The sequence below is a fragment of the Rothia nasimurium genome (assembly GCF_928381705.1).
Lineage (GTDB): Bacteria > Actinomycetota > Actinomycetes > Actinomycetales > Micrococcaceae > Rothia > Rothia nasimurium_G.
The window spans coordinates 1-17,336 of record NZ_CAKMSR010000019.1 but is presented as its reverse complement, the minus strand read 5'-3'; the positions used below and the strand labels follow the sequence as shown (position 1 = coordinate 17,336).

At 52.3% G+C, this 17,336-nt stretch carries 16 protein-coding genes, 1 tRNA gene and 1 rRNA gene; 15 read left to right on the top strand and 3 right to left on the bottom strand.

Annotation, left to right across the window (positions count from 1 at the left end):
• The first annotated feature begins 7 nt into the window (after positions 1 to 7).
• The 9 genes from rrf (at position 8) to L6762_RS11630 (ending at position 9,323) form a co-directional block, all read left to right on the top strand.
• Positions 8 to 124 (top strand): 5S ribosomal RNA (rrf, locus tag L6762_RS11670).
• A 248-nt stretch (positions 125 to 372) separates the two neighbouring features.
• Positions 373 to 1,251 (top strand): DsbA family protein, encoded by an 879-nt coding sequence (locus L6762_RS11665; RefSeq protein WP_237187446.1) that lies wholly within the window; start codon positions 373 to 375, stop codon positions 1,249 to 1,251.
• A 197-nt stretch (positions 1,252 to 1,448) separates the two neighbouring features.
• The gene (locus L6762_RS11660) at positions 1,449 to 2,462 is read left to right on the top strand and encodes a nucleoside hydrolase (RefSeq protein WP_237187445.1); all 1,014 of its coding nucleotides are present in this window, start codon (positions 1,449 to 1,451) and stop codon (positions 2,460 to 2,462) included.
• A 50-nt stretch (positions 2,463 to 2,512) separates the two neighbouring features.
• Complete coding sequence (locus L6762_RS11655) at positions 2,513 to 3,370, top strand: hypothetical protein (RefSeq protein ID WP_237187444.1); 858 nt, start codon at positions 2,513 to 2,515, stop codon at positions 3,368 to 3,370.
• A gap of 3 nt (positions 3,371 to 3,373) precedes the next feature.
• Positions 3,374 to 4,129 (top strand): energy-coupling factor transporter transmembrane component T family protein, encoded by a 756-nt coding sequence (locus L6762_RS11650; RefSeq protein ID WP_237187443.1) that lies wholly within the window; start codon positions 3,374 to 3,376, stop codon positions 4,127 to 4,129.
• Positions 4,130 to 4,263: 134 nt separating this feature from the next.
• Positions 4,264 to 5,364 carry an ATP-binding cassette domain-containing protein gene (locus L6762_RS11645; protein WP_237187442.1) on the top strand — a complete coding sequence of 367 codons (1,101 nt, stop codon included), beginning with the start codon at positions 4,264 to 4,266 and terminating at the stop codon, positions 5,362 to 5,364.
• Positions 5,365 to 5,405: 41 nt separating this feature from the next.
• Positions 5,406 to 5,479: transfer RNA gene (locus L6762_RS11640), tRNA-Thr, on the top strand.
• A 92-nt stretch (positions 5,480 to 5,571) separates the two neighbouring features.
• Positions 5,572 to 7,362: a DNA cytosine methyltransferase gene (locus tag L6762_RS11635; protein ID WP_237187441.1), complete on the top strand. Its 1,791-nt coding sequence runs from the start codon at positions 5,572 to 5,574 to the stop codon at positions 7,360 to 7,362.
• Positions 7,363 to 7,406: 44 nt separating this feature from the next.
• Positions 7,407 to 9,323: an ATP-binding protein gene (locus tag L6762_RS11630; RefSeq protein ID WP_237187440.1), complete on the top strand. Its 1,917-nt coding sequence runs from the start codon at positions 7,407 to 7,409 to the stop codon at positions 9,321 to 9,323.
• On the opposite strand, the gene L6762_RS12100 is transcribed toward L6762_RS11630, so the two are convergent.
• Entirely contained in the window at positions 9,238 to 10,014 is a 777-nt protein-coding gene (locus tag L6762_RS12100) for a transposase (protein ID WP_237206267.1), read from the bottom strand. The two genes, L6762_RS11630 and L6762_RS12100, sit on opposite strands and share 86 nt — an antisense overlap.
• Positions 10,015 to 11,215: 1,201 nt before the next feature.
• Between L6762_RS12100 and L6762_RS11625 the strand changes: the two genes are divergently transcribed.
• Positions 11,216 to 11,545 carry a hypothetical protein gene (locus L6762_RS11625; protein ID WP_237187439.1) on the top strand — a complete coding sequence of 110 codons (330 nt, stop codon included), beginning with the start codon at positions 11,216 to 11,218 and terminating at the stop codon, positions 11,543 to 11,545.
• Positions 11,546 to 11,599: 54 nt separating this feature from the next.
• Here L6762_RS11625 and L6762_RS11620 read toward each other — a convergent pair whose 3' ends face one another.
• Positions 11,600 to 12,640 carry a primase C-terminal domain-containing protein gene (locus L6762_RS11620; RefSeq protein WP_237187438.1) on the bottom strand — a complete coding sequence of 347 codons (1,041 nt, stop codon included), beginning with the start codon at positions 12,638 to 12,640 and terminating at the stop codon, positions 11,600 to 11,602.
• Positions 12,641 to 12,933: 293 nt separating this feature from the next.
• Here L6762_RS11620 and L6762_RS11615 point away from each other — a divergent pair, with 293 nt between their 5' ends.
• The 5 genes from L6762_RS11615 to L6762_RS11595 all read left to right on the top strand — a co-directional run bounded on the left by L6762_RS11615 (position 12,934) and on the right by L6762_RS11595 (position 16,620).
• Positions 12,934 to 13,464, top strand: coding sequence for a hypothetical protein (locus L6762_RS11615; RefSeq protein ID WP_237187436.1), 531 nt, complete (start codon positions 12,934 to 12,936; stop codon positions 13,462 to 13,464).
• A gap of 1,145 nt (positions 13,465 to 14,609) precedes the next feature.
• Positions 14,610 to 14,939 (top strand): hypothetical protein, encoded by a 330-nt coding sequence (locus tag L6762_RS11610; RefSeq protein ID WP_237187434.1) that lies wholly within the window; start codon positions 14,610 to 14,612, stop codon positions 14,937 to 14,939.
• Between the two features lie 100 nt (positions 14,940 to 15,039).
• Positions 15,040 to 15,912, top strand: a complete 873-nt coding sequence (locus tag L6762_RS11605) for a replication initiation protein (protein ID WP_237187433.1) — start codon at positions 15,040 to 15,042, stop codon at positions 15,910 to 15,912.
• Positions 15,912 to 16,169 carry a helix-turn-helix domain-containing protein gene (locus L6762_RS11600; protein WP_237187432.1) on the top strand — a complete coding sequence of 86 codons (258 nt, stop codon included), beginning with the start codon at positions 15,912 to 15,914 and terminating at the stop codon, positions 16,167 to 16,169. Before L6762_RS11605 ends, L6762_RS11600 begins: the two co-directional genes overlap by 1 nt.
• A 4-nt stretch (positions 16,170 to 16,173) precedes the next feature.
• Positions 16,174 to 16,620, top strand: a complete 447-nt coding sequence (locus L6762_RS11595) for a hypothetical protein (RefSeq protein ID WP_237187431.1) — start codon at positions 16,174 to 16,176, stop codon at positions 16,618 to 16,620.
• On the opposite strand, the gene L6762_RS11590 is transcribed toward L6762_RS11595, so the two are convergent.
• Positions 16,617 to 17,036: a hypothetical protein gene (locus L6762_RS11590; protein ID WP_237187430.1), complete on the bottom strand. Its 420-nt coding sequence runs from the start codon at positions 17,034 to 17,036 to the stop codon at positions 16,617 to 16,619. The two genes, L6762_RS11595 and L6762_RS11590, sit on opposite strands and share 4 nt — an antisense overlap.
• Positions 17,037 to 17,336 lie beyond the last annotated feature (300 nt).

Below are 17,336 nucleotides of genomic sequence, written 5' to 3'. Positions count from 1 at the left end.
GTAGGTTTACGGTGGTTATAGCGAGAGGGAAACACCCGGTTCCATCCCGAACCCGGAAGTTAAGGCTCTTTGCGCCGATGGTACTGCACTGGTGACGGTGTGGGAGAGTAGGTCACCGCCGGTTTTTTGATTGGGATACAGGAAGGTCCTGGACTGTTTGTCCAGGACCTTTTTGTTTTAAGTATCGAAAAATATCACCAGTCTTTTACGCTCCATCGGGCATAAAGACCTGGGCTCTCCATACTGCCCCTCACCTAAACTAATTGTTTCCTGGGAAACCAGTTTGAGCTTCTGTGGAAGGGCAGATATCCCCGTCAAATCACGGTAGGCTTGAACCTATCAAGAACGCACGTACGAAAGTGAGGCACATCTGTGTCTAAGGGAAATCCCTCCACTGACGCCCGCGAGCGTGCCCGCCAGCTGGCGGCACAGCAGGCCAAGAAAACCTCAAAATCATCCACTCGCTGGATTCAGTTCACCGTCCTCGGCGTCATCGCCCTCATCGTAGCAATCGTTGCAGTCGTCATCATCAACGGCAACCGCAACCAGATTGCCGACGCAGGCCCGGTGCCCGCATCCGCTAACCAGTACGGCGGCATCGTCCTGACCGCTGATGGTATCGAGCGGAACACCAGTACCGAAGCCAGCCGTGACAGCAACGACCTGGGCACCTCAGAAGCAACCTACACCGCAGCTGACGGCTCCGAAGCCAAGATGCCCCTGGGTGTAGCCCTGCCCGAAGAAGCAGACAATAACGGCGAGCCCGTCCGTCTGACGATTTTCCAGGACTACAACTGCATCCATTGCGCAGCCTTCGAAACCGAAAATGCAGACACCATTGCAGCCCTCGTTGCCAGCGGTGATATCACCCTTGAGGTCCGTAACCTGACCTTCCTGGATGCCTCCAGCCCCACTTTCTACTCGGCCCGTACTAACAACGTGGCCTACTCCGTGGCTAACCAGGTTTCCACCGAAGACTTCCTGAACTTCCAGAAGGAAATCTTTACCTACCAGGGCACCGGTGGCCTCTCTAACGAAGAGCTTGTTGCGATCGCTGAGAAGTACGGCGCAGATGTGAAGGACGACGTCGCTAACAACACCTGGCGTCCTTTCGTCCAGACTGTAACCCTGGAGTCAGCCTCCAACGGTGTGAGCGGTACCCCCACCATCTTTGCTGACGGCGAGGTCTTTAACTCCAACGACTTCAATGCCTGGATTACCGCAAAGATTGAAGCTAAGAAGAACGCCTAAGTTCACCCAGTAAACAGGCTGTAGAAGGCCTGGCCGCTGTGTACTAAACTGGTACACAACGTGTAGGGGCAGCTACACGCCTTTACCTGTGCTCACAGCAGGGTAAAGGTGGGTAGCTGCCCCTTTTTCTGTGCCCCGCGCTGGGTACCCCAGCCTGCCCTCACCAGTAACCGACTACCTAGCACCGTAAAGATTTCATGACCCTGCACTTCTTCATCGACTGCGACCCCGGCATCGACGATGCCCTTGCCCTCACCTACGCTTTTGCCCACCCGCAGGTTGCGGTTGAAGGTCTTGTGGCCAGCGGTGGCAATGTGAGCACTGAGCAGGTAGGACGCAACCTGCGGGGTTTGCTGGCCCTGCTCGGCGGGCAGGGTACATCCTGGGCTCTAGGGGCTGAGAATCCACTAGCTCAGCTACTCACCACCACCGAAGAAACGCACGGTCCTCTGGGTACGGGTTACGGCCTGCTCCCCGGGCAGAAGGAACCAACCGGTAGGGCCCACGGCGAGGGCGCCGCTCTGTGGGTAGAAACAGCCCGCCGCTTCCCCGGGAAGTTGCACGGACTCGTCCTGGGGCCTTCAACTAATCTGGCGCTGGCTCTACAGCAGGATCCAGAGCTGCCCCGTTACCTAGCCAGCCTGACCATCATGGGTGGGGCCCTGAACCACCGGGGGAACACCATGCCCACCACCGAGTGGAACGTGCACTCTGACCCCGAAGCCCTACACGAGGTTTTGGCAGCCTACAGCAGCGCCGACCTGGACCTGCCCTACGCGCCCCTGCTCTGCCCCCTGGATACCACCGAGCACGCCGTCATGACCCCGCAGCTGCGAGAGCGCCTCCTAGCCGGTGGGGGAGAACTCTTTACCGCTTTAGACGGCGCCCTGCAGTTCTACATGGAATTTCACGAATGGGACAAGCTGGGCTTCATCGCCCACGTGCACGACCCCTTCGTCACCGCCCTGGCTGTGAACCGTGCCCTGGCCGCCGACGGCCGGGCTCACACCCAGCTGGGGGAGACCACCCCGGTGACGCTCGACGTTGAGCTTGCCGGGACCCTTACCCGCGGCCAGGTGGTTGCTGACTGGCTAGGACGCTGGGGGAGAGACCCCAACGCCCAGGCCCTGACCAGCGCCCGGGCCCCTGAATTTTTTGAGCACCTGGTCCAGACCGTCCGGGCTGTCTACGCCCCAAAGGGGACTGGCTAGAACCGCCTCAAAAAATAAAAAGAACAATTATTCTACAGAAAGGGGTGGGCATGGCCCCCTCATTACACACCACCGCAGAGCCCTCAACGTCTGGGCAGAGGACCTCGGTAGCTACCGGGCTCCTCGGTAAAAACCCAGAACACAATACACCGCTCACCACCTCCCAGAAGGTGCTCAACCTGCTCGCCGCCCTGGTGATCGCAGGAACCTACACCTGGGCCGTCCTCACCGCAGGCGGTGCCACCAACTACGCGGGCTACCTGGAAGGCACCAGCGATGCCCAAGCCGCTATCTCCCTGCCGCTCATGCTGGGCTATACCGCGGGCGTCCTGCTCCTGCTAGCAGCTAACCTGACCCGCCTGCCCCTGGCGACTATCGCCCTCATTCCTTTTGCGGCTGCCTTCAACATCATCGTGGGTCAGCTGATTGGCTTCTCGGGTATCCCCCTCTACCTCGACTCCGTTGCCACCGTCCTGATCGGTGTGCTGGCGGGCCCTGCCGCCGGTGCTATGACCGGTATTATTACCAACCTGGCCTGGGGCCTGACCATCAACCCCACCACCATTCCCTTTGCCGCCGGTGCTGCCCTCATCGGCTTCCTGGCCGGTTGCGCTGGTCGGGCTGGTCTTTTCCGTAAGCTCTGGGGCGCCCTACTGGCAGGTTTTATCACCGGAATCCTGGCCGGTTTCGTCGGTGCCCCCATCGCAGCCTTCGTCTTTGGCGGCGGCCAGGGCGTGGGAACCGGCTCCGTGGTCGCTGCCCTGCAGGCAGCTGGCCAGTCCCTGCTGGGGGCAACTACCCTACAGTCCCTGCTCTCTGACCCGCTCGATAAGACCATTGCCTTCGCCCTGGTCTGGCTCATCATCAAGGGCCTGCCCGCTCGCGCCCGTCGTCAGTTCGGCCGCTAACCGGTGAGCGCCCCCGCCCTGAACCCCCGCACCTGGGTCACCCTGGGCTGCGCCGGGCTCCTGCTCGCCTTTGCCCCGCTGCCACTGATCTGGCAGGCGGGGCTGCTGGCTGTGCTCATCGCCCTGCACGGGGTGGGGCGGACGCTTGCCCCCTGGGTGCGCCTGGTCCTGGTGGGGTTGGCGCCGGTTGCGGTGATGGCTTTTATCATCCAGCTGGTGTCACGCGGGGGAGAAACCGTATGGGCAACCTGGGCGCCCGTGCACTGGATGGTGTTTGAAGTGACCGCCGAGGGCGCCCGAGCTGGCCTGGCTCTAGCCCTACAGATTCTGGCCTTCGGGTCGGCCTGTGCCCTGCTGATCCTACCCACCGGGGCCGCTGGCCTGCGCTATGCCCTGACCGTCTGGGGACTGCCACCTAGACTCATCTACCTGCTGGTCGCTTCGCTCAACGCCCCTACCCAGCTGGCCCACTACTCCCGCCTAGTGCAGCGGGCCGCCCGAGCCCGAGGTATGGCCGACGGGTCGCGAGGTGCCCGCGCCTGGCTGGGGGTGCGGACGGCGTCCGCCCTCTTCAACCTGCTGTTGCTCGACCACGAGGTGCGAGGGGCAACCCTGGCCACGCGCGGGATTGACCGGGCCGGGCCCAGAATTTTCTGGCAGGACTACACCGACAGTCGCACCCAGTGCTACCTTCGCTGGGTGCTCCTACCGCTGGCCTGCCTGCTCGTGCTTGCTACCTATACGGGGGTGCTGCTGTGACCTATACGCGGACGCTGGTCTTTGGGGCCCGGGGGACGGGAAAGTCTGCCCGGCTACAGGCCTGGGCCCAGGAACGGAACGGGCTCTTTGTGCCCTCGAACCCCCATGCCCTAATGACGGGGTTGGTACCCACCGTGGCCGAAGAAATTGCCCTGGGGGTGGAGCAGATTGTGGGTAGCCGGGATCAGCTCCACCGGGCTGTACAGGCTGTTGCAGCTGACCTTGGAATTACCGACTTACTGGCAGCCCACCCCCTGCAACTTTCGGGTGGGCAGACCCAGCTGGTAGCCCTGGCAGCCTACCTGGTGCTGGGGCAGGTGGACGGAAACCTCGACGGGGCGACTGTGCCAGTCCTAGCCCTGGACGAACCCCTGCTCGGCCTCGACGATGCCATGCGGGCCCGGGTGCTGGACGCTTTCTCCCGCTACCCGGCAAATCTGGCCTGGGCCTCAGCCAGGCCCCAGACCGACGAAGAGAGCCTTGCCGCTAGCGTCGAAAACCTAGGGGAAAGTATTTCACCGTCTGCTGGGGCGCCGTCTCCGCCGCCTTTGCCCGCCCGAGCCGCGGCAGACGTCCTGGCCCGCGACCTCGCTATATCCCCGGTTACCCCGGCCCGCCGCCGGTGGAAGAAACCGGTAGCTACCCCCGTTGCTACCGGTATTAATGTCGAGATAGCACCCGGCGACTGCCTGATCCTCACCGGCCCCAACGGCACCGGAAAATCCACCCTGCTGCGCACCATCGCGGGGCTCCTACCCCCAGTTGCCGGGCAGCTCACCATCGGTGGGCTACAGCCCCACAGGCAGGACGCCCCCGCCCGCGTCGCCCTCGCCCAGCTGGTCGCGCAAACCCCAGCCCACCACTTTCTGGCCCCCACTGTAGATGCCGACATGCAACTAGGAAGCGGCAACCGGGCAGAACCGGCCCTCCGCACAGCCCTGCGCGATGCCGTCCTACCCGCGGGCTCCGGGCAAACCCACCCCCTCGACCTACTCCCCACCGAACAGCACCTCCTTGCGCTGGCAGAAGCGCTCGCCGCCGGGGCGTCCTGCCTGCTACTGGACGAACCCACTGCCGGACTAGACACCCCCGGCCTGCAACAGGTCGCAGCTTTGATCGCCGCCCACTGCGCTGCAGGCGGCAGCGCCATCGTCGCCACCCACGACCAACAACTCACTCAAGACCTCACAGCCCGCCTGCCCCTACACCACTACCAGCTAGATAGCTCCGGATAACATGCACCCGCCCGCAATATCGGGTACACTTGAAAAGTCTTGCCTCCTTAGCTCAGCTGGCCAGAGCACCTGTCTTGTAAACAGGGGGTCACCGGTTCGAATCCGGTAGGGGGCTCTCTTCGTACCCAAATGATAAAATGCTGAAAACGGCCAAACAATAATTTAGTATTATAATTTATTTATAATAATACGAAAGGATAAATAGCTGTGGGAGGCTATAGGGTTAAAACTGAACGCTCGACTCCGTTAAAGTTGCCGAGACACCCTGAGGCTCCAAAAGAGGAGCATTTCAATGAGTGGTGTAAATTAGAAAAAAAATTAGGTAGGCCGCTAGCTGTTGACTTATTTTCTGGTGCAGGTGGTTTGGGTTCGGGCATAGAAAAAGCCGGATGGACAGTAGCTGTAGCTGTCGACAATAACAAAGAATCAGTAAAAACACATTTAGCCAACTTTCGCGGCCAGGCGTACTCGTTAGATATGTCAGATCCCGAGCAGCTATCTCAGCTTATAAACTTTATTAAACCTTTGGGTATAGATTTGGTAGCAGGAGGCCCCCCCTGTCAGCCATTCAGCAGGGCAGGAAGAGCGAAAATTCGCAGTTTAGTTGAACAAGGTATATGGGGGGAACATGACTCCAGAAAAGATTTGTGGCAATCATTTATTGATGTTGTTCTGGCAATAAAACCTCGTGCTGTAATAATGGAAAATGTTCCAGATATGGCACTTGGTGATGACCTCAAAGTAGTGAGAAAAATTGCTAGCTTGCTGGAAGAGAACGAATATTGTGTAGATTATAGATTAATTGATGCATGGAAATATGGTGTCCCTCAGCATAGAAGAAGATTTATTCTTCAAGCCAGGAATGATGGAATTTCTCCAACCTGGCCTAAAGAAAGACATAGTAAAGTCACTGTTCGGGACGCAATTTCAGACTTACCACTTTTGCATGATACTACTGGGGCCAGAGAACTCCCACATGCGAATGAGCCTATAAGCGATTTGGCTCGATTACTAAGTAGTAATGGGGCATCAAATACAATATATGATCACATGACAAGACCAGTTAGAGAAGATGATAGAGAAGCATTCAAGCTAATGACTTCTAAAACTCTTTACTCAGACCTTCCTGAGCGACTGCGCAGATACCGCTCAGATACTTTTAATGATAAATATAAACGTCTACCATGGGATGATGTGAGTAGAACTATTACCGCTCACATAGCAAAAGATGGATATTGGTATATTCACCCATCTGAACATAGGACCCTAACCGTAAGGGAAGCAGCTAGAATCCAAACTTTCCCTGATAGCTTTCGGTTTTCTGGAACACGAAGTGATGCTTTTCGTCAGATTGGTAATGCAGTACCTCCAATCCTCGGTTATGAAATTGCTACTGAAATTCATCTAAAAAGTAGTTGTGAAAATAAAATTTTTGATGTGAGAATGATTCGATCTAAGCTGGACTCATGGGCCCAAGTAAAACGTGATTCGTATTGGTGGCTTTTTCCGGGTCCATATATGACCGTAGAAAATTCCTTAATTGCTACTCTTCTCGAAGTTAATCGCATGAAAGAAGAAGCAGCAAGAGAAATAATGGAACCTCTCAAAGGGTGTAGAGACTTATCAATATCTTCTATAAGTCATATTAATACCAGCAACTTAAGCGCTTCAAGAGTAGCGTCTATAAAAAAATTGCGAATGGCATTGCGAGAATTTGGAAAAGAGGAAGCAATAGAATTGATGATTGAGAGCTTGAGCCCCGCAAAGAAAAAATTTATATCGCTCCTTTCTGGCAATGATGAGTTAATTATAAATAGTCACGTAAAAGATATTGTTTCAGTCCTAGGTAACATTTTTGATGGTAACAATGGGCTGAATACTGATATTAAGTTAGCCCTGGCTCAGTTAGTATCTCTCGATAGTAAATCTTCACTACGAATGTGTGCGATATTAGCAATTAGTTTGAGCGAATCAAAATCCTTAGTAAAAAATATTTAAATAAATTCGAAGGAAGTTATATGGAAAGCAGAAAACTATCACCTATGTCTGGCAACCAATCCTTAAGGCCGCGAGCACGCTTATTGAAGACTCTTGGTAGCGAGCTCATCAGCAGCGATAAAGTCGCAGTTATTGAATTAGTGAAAAACTCTTATGACGCTGATGCTTCTACTGTAGTTATTAGATTCAAAGGCCCATTATCTCAAGGAAAAGGAAGCATCGAAGTCTGGGATAATGGTCATGGCATGAATGTAGATTCAATCCAAAATTCATGGCTGGATATCGCAACCGACACTAAACGAAAACATTCCAAAAGTGAAAAAGGACGGCGTGTACTAGGCGAAAAAGGCATAGGGCGATTAGCTGCAGCAAGACTTGGTAATCAGCTTACATTGATAACTCGCAGTAGCTTGGAGGACGAAATCAACTTGTCAATTGATTGGTCCCAATTTGATAGAGACAATGCGTATCTTGATGAGATTGAAATTTCATGGGAATCAAATAGCCCTAAGATATTTAATGGTTTATATAATACAGAATTAAATATGCATGCAAGCGAGATAGGGCTGAATAATCCCTCTCATGGCACTCTGATAAAGATTGACGAGCTTAATCATACGTGGACTGACAAGGATTTTATTGAACTGAGGACAGCTCTATCTAGGCTGATTAGACCTAACGCAGAATCTTCAAATTTATTCTCAGAAACTGTCGAGGAAGATTTTAAGATACTATTGCTAGTCGATGATAATAATTCAAATTTTGAAAAATTTTCTGGAGAAATTGGTTTTTCAAACGATTTTCAAATACCTAACTATAAAATCAAGGGATTTGTTGGTTCGGACGGGCGGAGCGAAATAAATTATTTCAATCAGCAGACTAATGAATCGGAGTTGATTAAAGAACCTTTTATTTCAGAGTTTTCGCATAGAAGCCCTGAGGTGGGACCCTTTAGCTTTGAAATAAATGTCTGGGACAGAGATAAAGTTTCAATTGAAGAAAATTTGAGAATCTCTAATCCTGGAAGAGTTTCTCCTAAAGTGAATGACTTAAAGGGATTCCGTGATGCGCTGAATGATTTAGCTGGAGTTAGTATTTATCGAGATGGTTTTAGAGTTCTTCCATTCGGGGAGCCTGGCGACGACTGGTTGGGGCTTGACCTGAGAAGAGTTCAAAATCCCTCGATGCGACTTTCGAATAATCAGATTATTGGAAGAGTCATGATTAGTGCTGATTTGAATCCTGGACTAAAGGATCAGTCAAATAGGGAAGGTCTTATTTCATCAGGCGCGTATGACGATTTGCAAAGAATTTTGCTTATTGCATTAAATGAACTTGAGCAACGACGTTTTAAATATAGGCGAAATAATACCGTAAAAAGTGAAAAAGAGAAAGGGGGATTATTTAAAAAGTTTGATTTAAGTGAAGTGCGTGGTACCTTTGCAAAAAATTATCCGCATGATATAAAATTAATAAGCTTAATTGACAAAAAAAATAAAGATATTGAAGCAGGGGTCGCTGAAGTTCAGCAAGTGATATCTAGGTATTCGCGTTTAGCTACCCTTGGTTCATTAGTAGATAGGGTTATACACGACGGTAGAACGGCTGTGACTTTTATTAATCAATCATCTCGATTTGGAGAAAACAAACTAAAAAGTAGTAAACTGAAAGATTTACAAGAGATATCCTCTGCTATTGATCATTTTCAACGAGTTAATAAACAATCTAATATTCTTTCTTCTTTGTTTAATCAAATTGAGCCATTTGGAGGGCGTAAGCGCGGTCGCCCTCGAGAAATTGATGTTGCTGAGGCAATTAAGAAATCTATATCCAATTTGCAAACCACAGCCGATGATTTTGGTGTATTAATGAGGCTTATTCAAAAGTCCCACCCGCAGCCAAAAACACCAACCCCCGCACCACCGCAAACACCCGCCCATACAACCCCAACGGCCGCCTAAACCCCGTATGAAGAATCCGCCAAGTCTTGATGTGAGCGATAACCCGCTCCACCACCGACCGCAGCCGATTCAGCACCCGATTATTCCGCCTCTGCTCCCGACTCAGCCGTTGACCCGGCTTGCGCCTGGCCGGGGTAGCCAACCCCAACCCGATATAGCCCTTATCAGCCACAGTGCTCTCATCAAGATATCTTTCCAAGCCATGATGTTTGAAGGCGTAAGCATCATGCCTGGCCCCGGGCACCGGGTCTGTGATAGCCAGCAACTTTCCATCCAAGGTGCAAATGACTTGGTGGTTGAATCCGGCTCGTTTGTGCTTTCCAGAGAAATTTGTTTTACCAAGTGAACGCCAATTCCACGTGGGTATCAGAGTCCCGTCAACTACTAAGGACCCGGGTGCTTTGAGGCTTTCTTTCAAAGGCTGAGTCAGCGGAGTGAGAATCTTCTCCAGGGCCTTTTCGATGGTGTTGATAGCTCGTGAGACTGTCGATTGAGAGACAGTAAAAAGTTCTGCGAGGAGTTCTTCGGTGAGGTTGTGGCGGTGGTAGAGCAGGGTGATTTTGAGGGCTTGGGTGAGGGTTAGCGCTGGTGGTCTTCCGCCTGGTTTTGACCAGGTGAGGTGATGGGTGAGGGCTGTGTGTAGTGTGGCGAATTGCGTGGCTGTGAGGCCGGTTGTACGCTGGTGTAGCAACGGTCTTGTCCGGTATGGCTTGAGGTTATTTGTAGAGATTTAACGCTCATATTTTTGCCGCGGGTGGGGCCGTTGTCTAGTTGGTGGGTGTGGGGTGCGTGTCTACTTTTGAATAAGCCTCTAAGAGAGTCATCGTTCTTCCTTTCGTCCCAGAGCATCTTCACCCTGGTGATTGGCGTTACATCCACCCAATCACACATACTTTAAGTAAGTCAACTTACTATATTACGATTCGATAACAAACCCACTAAGCCCCCTAGTCAGCGCGCCCTCAAAAAATCTACGTAACACCCCTACCGTCAGGGTGCTAGGCGGCAGCATCACCCAACCGGCACCCAAACCACCCCGCCGAGCCCTGACGGAGCACCACACAACCCAACCACCAACCCCAATGCCCAGCGCAGCGCCCCGAAAACTTCGGGATTCACCAGGCAAAAGCCATTTACGTAACGTAAATGTATAGCTTGCTCCGCCAGGGGCTTTCAGAGGTGTGACGACAAAACAGAGCACAAAACCGGCCAACTGACTGACCGATTTTTCAGTGTTCGAGCTTTGTATTACCGGGGCGAAACTCCCCGGAAGTGCACTTCAATGCCACAGGTGTGTAGATTTTCCCCGCGCACTTTCTAAGGCAAAAGCAAGCTGGGGAAACGCGCGTTTTTATCACAGCAAAAGAGGGGCAAACGAAGTTTGGCATACGTGCCTGTCTCTCTGCCTCTGCTTTTGGTTTCTAGGGCCACCTGCTGCTCTTATCGACTCTCTCTTCACCCATGCTCTTATCTGAGGCTTCTTCTCTTAGCGTCCTTGTACCTTGGGTTTGCTGTTAGATACTTTTGGGCTCCTGCCTGATTTTGGTCTGGATATACCGTGTGCAGCCCCTGCCGTTTCTTCTCTTCACGCTCTTCAACTAACTCCGCACCTGTGTACCCCTGCCCCCTTGGCCTTTCTAGCGCACAACCCAACCAGCCGACACCACACACCAGATGAGGGACGAAGAGGGTGTGTGGTGTCGGCTGGGAAGGGTCAAAGCGCCCCGGAAAATCAAGGGGGCAGGGGTACAGATATGTTTACGGGGTTCTGTACGGGGTAGTTTACGGGTCACAGCACCCCCTTGTTTCCTAAAAATTCACCTGCGCCCTCAAGACCACCAGCGCCCAAGGACGGTACGGTGAGAAAAAATCACGAGAGAAAGAACCCCGTCATGAAGATTGAAATCACCCTGTTCGATCAGGCAGAAGAGAACCCCACCGGGGAAGTTATCGACCTTGCTTTCACTGAGCACGGATACCTAAGCGCCGAGACTGTCCGAAGCATTGTTCAAAGCACCGCGGGGCGGGTAGTGCTGCAAGAGGTGAGCCTAGGGCTTTTAGAGCAACCCTGGTTCTGGTCGGTAGCACTGGCAGCAGGTGCAGAAGAGCTGGAGCTAGTGCTGGTTGAGGGTGAGGGTCTGGGCTGGGTTGAGGAGTCTTTGAAGCGAGTTTCTTTGGTGGCTCAGGAGGTACTGCCGGGGGCTGTGGTGGGGGTGCTTTGAGGGGCCAGGAACGGTAATACCCTGATTAAGCTCCAGGAATTGCACCTTTTTGTTTTAGTTCCAAGCCCCCTTGACGGTTCGCAAACTAACTCCCATTTTTTCGGCAACCTCTCGTTGCTTGTACCCGGCCTCTTTGAGTGCCTGAATCTGCGCCCTACGGCCGATAGCCCGAGCGCTCTTTACAGCGTTTCCGGCAACTCGTCCGCGCGCTAGTGCCTGGGTCTGGGCTTCGGTCTTTCGGCTCCCGCCCTTACGCCCAATCTCAGCCATGAACTCGCGCAACTGCTCAGGCATAGGCTCACAACTCTGCGTGCCTGTTTTCGGGGTGTACTTCTCGCGCATGAATTTCTCAACACTCCTGACGATTCCAGCGACCTCAGACAAGGGTAACGGCGGATTGCATAGCTCGTTCAGCTCATAGGCTTGGGCTTCAAAGTCCCCGCCACGGTAGGCGGTGCGCCTAATGGTCTGAAAAATCGTCTCATTGCGCTGACCGGCTTTCAGTTCGCCCCAGACAGGCGCAGGACGGACTGGGCGGGCTTCGGCAGCCCCTGGAGCCTCAGAAGCCCTCAGAAAGGCTCTGAGCGCCCCTGAGAGGGCTTCGAGGGCATACGGCGGGCAATCAGCCGGGTAAACGACCTCAGCGCCCTCATAGAGCGGGTTACGGCACTTTGAGGGGGCAAGAGCGTTTACCGCAGGGTCACCGGCACAGGCACGGCGTAGAAGCTCGGCGGTGTCCTGAGCGAATCGGATAGGGGCACGGTGGGCTTTGCTGGTCAGTGGGACTCCCTCAATGAGCCAGAAAGCTTGTACGCCCTGGGCTGTAAAAATCACGGCGTGGGGCCAGATTTCGCGGGGCAAGTCAAAGACGTAATTCGGCGCGAAAATGTGGTCGATATCGATAACCAGGGCACGGCAAAAAGCAGGGCTGGGCTGGTAAAACTCGTACTTATGCAGGTCTGCCCGTAGGGTCTTGGTCAGCGGGGCGCTCTTGGTTTCTGAGCAGAGAAAGACCCGCTGGGTATCTGTGATGTGTACGGCGAACCGGGCTTCTTTGGTTGCGGTTCTGCTGGGTACTGCTAGACTCGTAGACACAAGCTTGAATTCCTTTCGAAGTAAGACGCGATGGAATTTTCTGAACCGGTAGAGGGCCAACTCTGCCGGTTCTTTTTTATCTAAAAACTGCTCTAAGCCTACACGCTCACCTGTACCGTTTCGGCTTTCCTTCTGCTATGCGACGCTGCGATGCTGAAGATTGCTGCAGGAATCAAGACAACACCTCCTGGCACCGAACTATTTTCTTATCTTTCTACTTGACAATACATATAATCCACTCTTAATATTTTAAGTGTGATGCAAGTCTTACAATTATACTAAGTAGGGAAATCATGTTCAGGAAAAACATTTTTAAGATTTTTACTCTAATAGGTTCCCTTATCCTCTTTATCGGATCTTCGCTACCTTCGGCATCAGCCGCTGAGGTGATTTACTCCGACGAGTCAGGAACTGTAACAAAGCAAACCACTCTCATCCCAGGTGGAACCAAAACCAACTATGAGATACTTGTTCACGAAACCGGGGAAGTTTTATCTTTCACGGCTGTCACTTATGTCGAAGAAACTACAACCCGCACCCCTGGCAACACAACTCCTTCTTTTGACACTAGAAAAGAGGGTGGGCAAACGTATATATACTTAAATAACTCTGAGGTAAACGCAATCGGCTCAGGCGGATGCCTAGCTCTATCTGGGCTCTTGCTACTGACCCCTATCTCTGCTGCAGGCGGATTTGGAATAGGCGCTATCTGCACTGGATTAATGACAGCTATCGACCTCATAGGACAAGGTTGTCCCCACGGAACTAAACTAAAGGTTGCGGTCCCTCAATTTGCCGCCAAGGGCTGCCAGCAAGTTCCATAAAATCTTAGAATAAAATGATTAACGAAAAACAAAAAAAGTTTTTGATATCATATTTGCTACTGTCAATAATACTTGGGGCTTCTTTTGCCATAGGTATGCGGAATATTTACTTTATCCTACTAGCCTTTCCCATATTTGTAGCATTTTCCATAGTAATAATTCTTGCAAAAAGGTAGCTCTGAGGATTATTTATTACATTTGCTATCAAAATAATGCCCTCCATCTAACTTCCGTCAGGGTGCTAGGCGGCACCCCCCCACCACCCACACCCAAACCACCCCGCCGAGCCCTGACGGAGCACCACCCAACCCAACCACCAATCCCCCACCCCAAATGCCCAGCGCAGCGCCCCGAAGAAAGAGGGCTAGACCTGGCGAAACAAGCACTTAGGTTACCTAAGTAGATAGCTTGCTCCGCCAGGGGCTTTCAGAGGTGTGACGACAAAACAGAGCACAAAACCGGCCAACTGACTGACCGATTTTTCAGTGTTCGAGCTTTGTATTACCGGGGCGAAACTCCCCGGAAGTGCACTTCAATGCCACAGGTGTGTAGATTTTCCCCGCGCACTTTCTAAGGCAAAAGCAAGCTGGGGAAACGCGCGTTTTTATCACAGCAAAAGAGGGGCAAACGAAGTTTGGCATACGTGCCTGTCTCTCTGCCTCTGCTTTTGGTTTCTAGGGCCACCTGCTGCTCTTATCGACTCTCTCTTCACCCATGCTCTTATCTGAGGCTTCTTCTCTTAGCGTCCTTGTACCTTGGGTTTGCTGTTAGATACTTTTGGGCTCCTGCCTGATTTTGGTCTGGATATACCGTGTGCAGCCCCTGCCGTTTCTTCTCTTCACGCTCTTCAACTAACTCCGCACCTGTGTACCCCTGCCCCCTTGGCCTTTCTAGCGCACAACCCAACCAGCCGACACCACACACCAGATGAGGGACGAAGAGGGTGTGTGGTGTCGGCTGGGAAGGGTCAAAGCGCCCCGGAAAATCAAGGGGGCAGGGGTACAGATATGTTTACGGGGTTCTGTACGGGGTAGTTTACGGGTCACAGCACCCCCTTGTTTCCTAAAAATTCACCTGCGCCCTCAAGACCACCAGCGCCCAAGGACGGTACGGTGAGAAAAAATCACGAGAGAAAGAACCCCGTCATGAAGATTGAAATCACCCTGTTCGATCAGGCAGAAGAGAACCCCACCGGGGAAGTTATCGACCTTGCTTTCACTGAGCACGGATACCTAAGCGCCGAGACTGTCCGAAGCATTGTTCAAAGCACCGCAGGGCGGGTCGTACTGCAGGAAGTGAGCCTAAGGCTTTTAGAGCAACCCTGGTTCTGGTCGGTAGCACTGGCAGCAGGTGCAGAAGAGCTGGAGCTAGTGCTGGTTGAGGGTGAGGGTCTGGGCTGGGTTGAGGAGTCTTTGAAGCGGGTTTCTTCAGTGGCGCAGGAGGTGCTACCGGGGGTCAGGGTGGGGCTTGGGTGAGGGGTGTGGAGGGTAATTACCTGATTAAGTTAAATTCCTACCTGGGACACGCCGAGGTAAATGCAACATGGGACATCCCCACCATGCTTGACTGGAAGCTATGAGCTTCGAGAACGTCTTCACCGAGCACTGGCTACCAGCCAAGCCCCTGTGCTCTGACCGCAAGAATGGCAGCTACAAGCGCCAAACACGCGCCCGCGCTCTCGAACACGCCTACATCGAAACCAACCCACTCGCCATGCAGTCCCTCATCGTCACTGACCATGACGGGGCAGACGCTGACTTCATCGCAGACCTAGCAGGCCTCCCACAGCCCTCCTGGGTAGCCATGAACCCCCACACCCGTAGCGGGCACATCGTCTATGCCCTCAAAGCCCCTGTCTGTCTGACCGATGCAGGGCACCGCGCCCCGGTTAACCTGCTGGCACGCGTTGAGCAAGGACTCACAGACGTTCTAGGCGGGGATATCGGCTACGGCGGGAGAATCACCAAAAACCCCACCCACACCGCCCACATGCCCCTCTGGGGGGCCTCAGAAGCCCTCTACGGGCTCAAAGACCTTGCTAAGGCTCTTGGGGACGTAGGAGCCCTCCCAGCGCCTCACAGGAACGCCCAGACTGTCTTAGACTCCACGGTGGGCAGGAATGTCGCCCTCTTCAACCTCACCCGCCAGTGGGCCTACAGGGCACGTTTACGCTACACGGACTTCACGGAGTGGTCAGAGACGGTGTACGCCTTCGCCTCGATGAAGAATGCTTCGGTGATTGCTGATGAGTTTTCTCGTGGCCCGATGAGTGAGGGTGAGGTTGCTCAGATTGCTCAGTCGATTGCTTCGTGGGTGTGGACGCGGATTACTCCTGAGCAGACGGAGGCTAACCGCAAACGCTGGGGCTCTACGCTAGGCAAAAAATCTGCACAAAAACGTTCTTCAAGACGTGAAATACTAATCCAAGAAATTCTTAAGGAACTTTAATGTCAGCGCAGATACAGAGGAGAAGGAATAAAACAGCTCGAGAGCTATCTAAAAAATTTGGCATTAGTGAACGAACTGTACGAACAATGATTGCTGAGCCTAGAGAAGATTTTATAGCCCGAGCCAACAAAAGACGCCAGGAAGTTTCAGAACTTCGGGCCAAGGGGTTGTCTGTACGCGCTATTGCTGAAGAATTAGGGATTTCTAAAAGCACCGCTGGGCGCTACGTCCAGGAATATGAAAGTAAAAATAATTAACAGGATGAAATACATCATGAAAATCTTTCGACTCCTGCCACTCACAGCATCTCTATTTCTCGCAGGATGCACGTTCTCATCAGCACCCAACCAAGAAAGTTCCAGTTCTGCTGAAAAAAATTTAGAGGTTTTCTCACCAATTGAGGACAATGGAGCTTACACAAGAACCTTCTACAGCAGTTTCCCCCTTGATAATGTAAAAAGCTCTTTAATTGCCTCTGATGCATCAGGAAAAGGCCCCTTCAGCGCATATATAGCATGCACTGAAGGGGGAGATATGATAGTTTCTATAGATTCAGATTTTCGAGAAACAATTCTCTGTGATGGATCAATTCATGAAGTTCCCGGAATTCAAACGATCGCACTATCTGGAGGGATAAAAGCCACGATAGAATCAGAGAAAGAGTCTGGAAATTGGCAAATTCAGTTTTTGAGCTCTAGAGAAAATTAGGCATCCCTCAAATTTGCGATTTGGCAATCTATACCAGTTGGAATAAATGCTGAACCAGGATTTCTACTAGTTTCGACTCCCATAATTCTGTTTACATATTCAAACTGGATAAAAACACCAGATGGATGCATTTCAAGCTGAGTATTTCCAGTTGGTTTACCTTCACATTGCCACTGCTGTGTAATAGACTCAGAATAAGATGTGCCTAATGCTGCATTAATATCTTTGATACCAACACTCACTTCACCACTGATAGTTGCAGTTAATGTCGCCTGTTCAGAAATTGAACAGGATACAGCACCAGTATTCACACGACATGTTTTAATTACATGCGGAGAAGCTACGCCTTCTTGGATTTTTATATTTTCGATGCTACTAGGAGCAAATAGACCTGCGGCCGTTGCACCACTCGCCACATCAGGTTTTTGCGATGAAACCTCAGAGTCGAAGCTCCTGGAATTAGCAAAGTGGGCAGCAATAGAATCTCGTACGTCAGAATCCGCCTGTGTTGCGTTTGCTCCTGAGCTACCTCCAGATAAAATCCCAACGGCAAGAAACCCACAGCCTACGCTGGCTGAAATCTTCTTTAAGAGGCTTATTCAAAAGTCCCACCCGCAGCCAAAAACACCAACCCCCGCACCACCGCAAACACCCGCCCATACAACCCCAACGGCCGCCTAAACCCCGTATGAAGAATCCGCCAAGTCTTGATGTGA

Excerpts from the sequence above, each read along its gene's own strand:
- L6762_RS11595 (WP_237187431.1), top strand. The coding sequence starts at position 16,174 with ATGAAATACATCATGAAAATCTTTCGACTCCTGCCACTCACAGCATCT.
- L6762_RS11610 (WP_237187434.1), top strand. The coding sequence starts at position 14,610 with ATGAAGATTGAAATCACCCTGTTCGATCAGGCAGAAGAGAACCCCACC.
- L6762_RS11625 (WP_237187439.1), top strand. The coding sequence starts at position 11,216 with ATGAAGATTGAAATCACCCTGTTCGATCAGGCAGAAGAGAACCCCACC.
- L6762_RS11660 (WP_237187445.1), top strand. The coding sequence starts at position 1,449 with ATGACCCTGCACTTCTTCATCGACTGCGACCCCGGCATCGACGATGCC.
- L6762_RS11655 (WP_237187444.1), top strand. The coding sequence starts at position 2,513 with ATGGCCCCCTCATTACACACCACCGCAGAGCCCTCAACGTCTGGGCAG.
- L6762_RS11630 (WP_237187440.1), top strand. The coding sequence starts at position 7,407 with ATGTCTGGCAACCAATCCTTAAGGCCGCGAGCACGCTTATTGAAGACT.
- L6762_RS11600 (WP_237187432.1), top strand. The coding sequence starts at position 15,912 with ATGTCAGCGCAGATACAGAGGAGAAGGAATAAAACAGCTCGAGAGCTA.
- L6762_RS11605 (WP_237187433.1), top strand. The coding sequence starts at position 15,040 with ATGAGCTTCGAGAACGTCTTCACCGAGCACTGGCTACCAGCCAAGCCC.
- L6762_RS11615 (WP_237187436.1), top strand. The coding sequence starts at position 12,934 with ATGTTCAGGAAAAACATTTTTAAGATTTTTACTCTAATAGGTTCCCTT.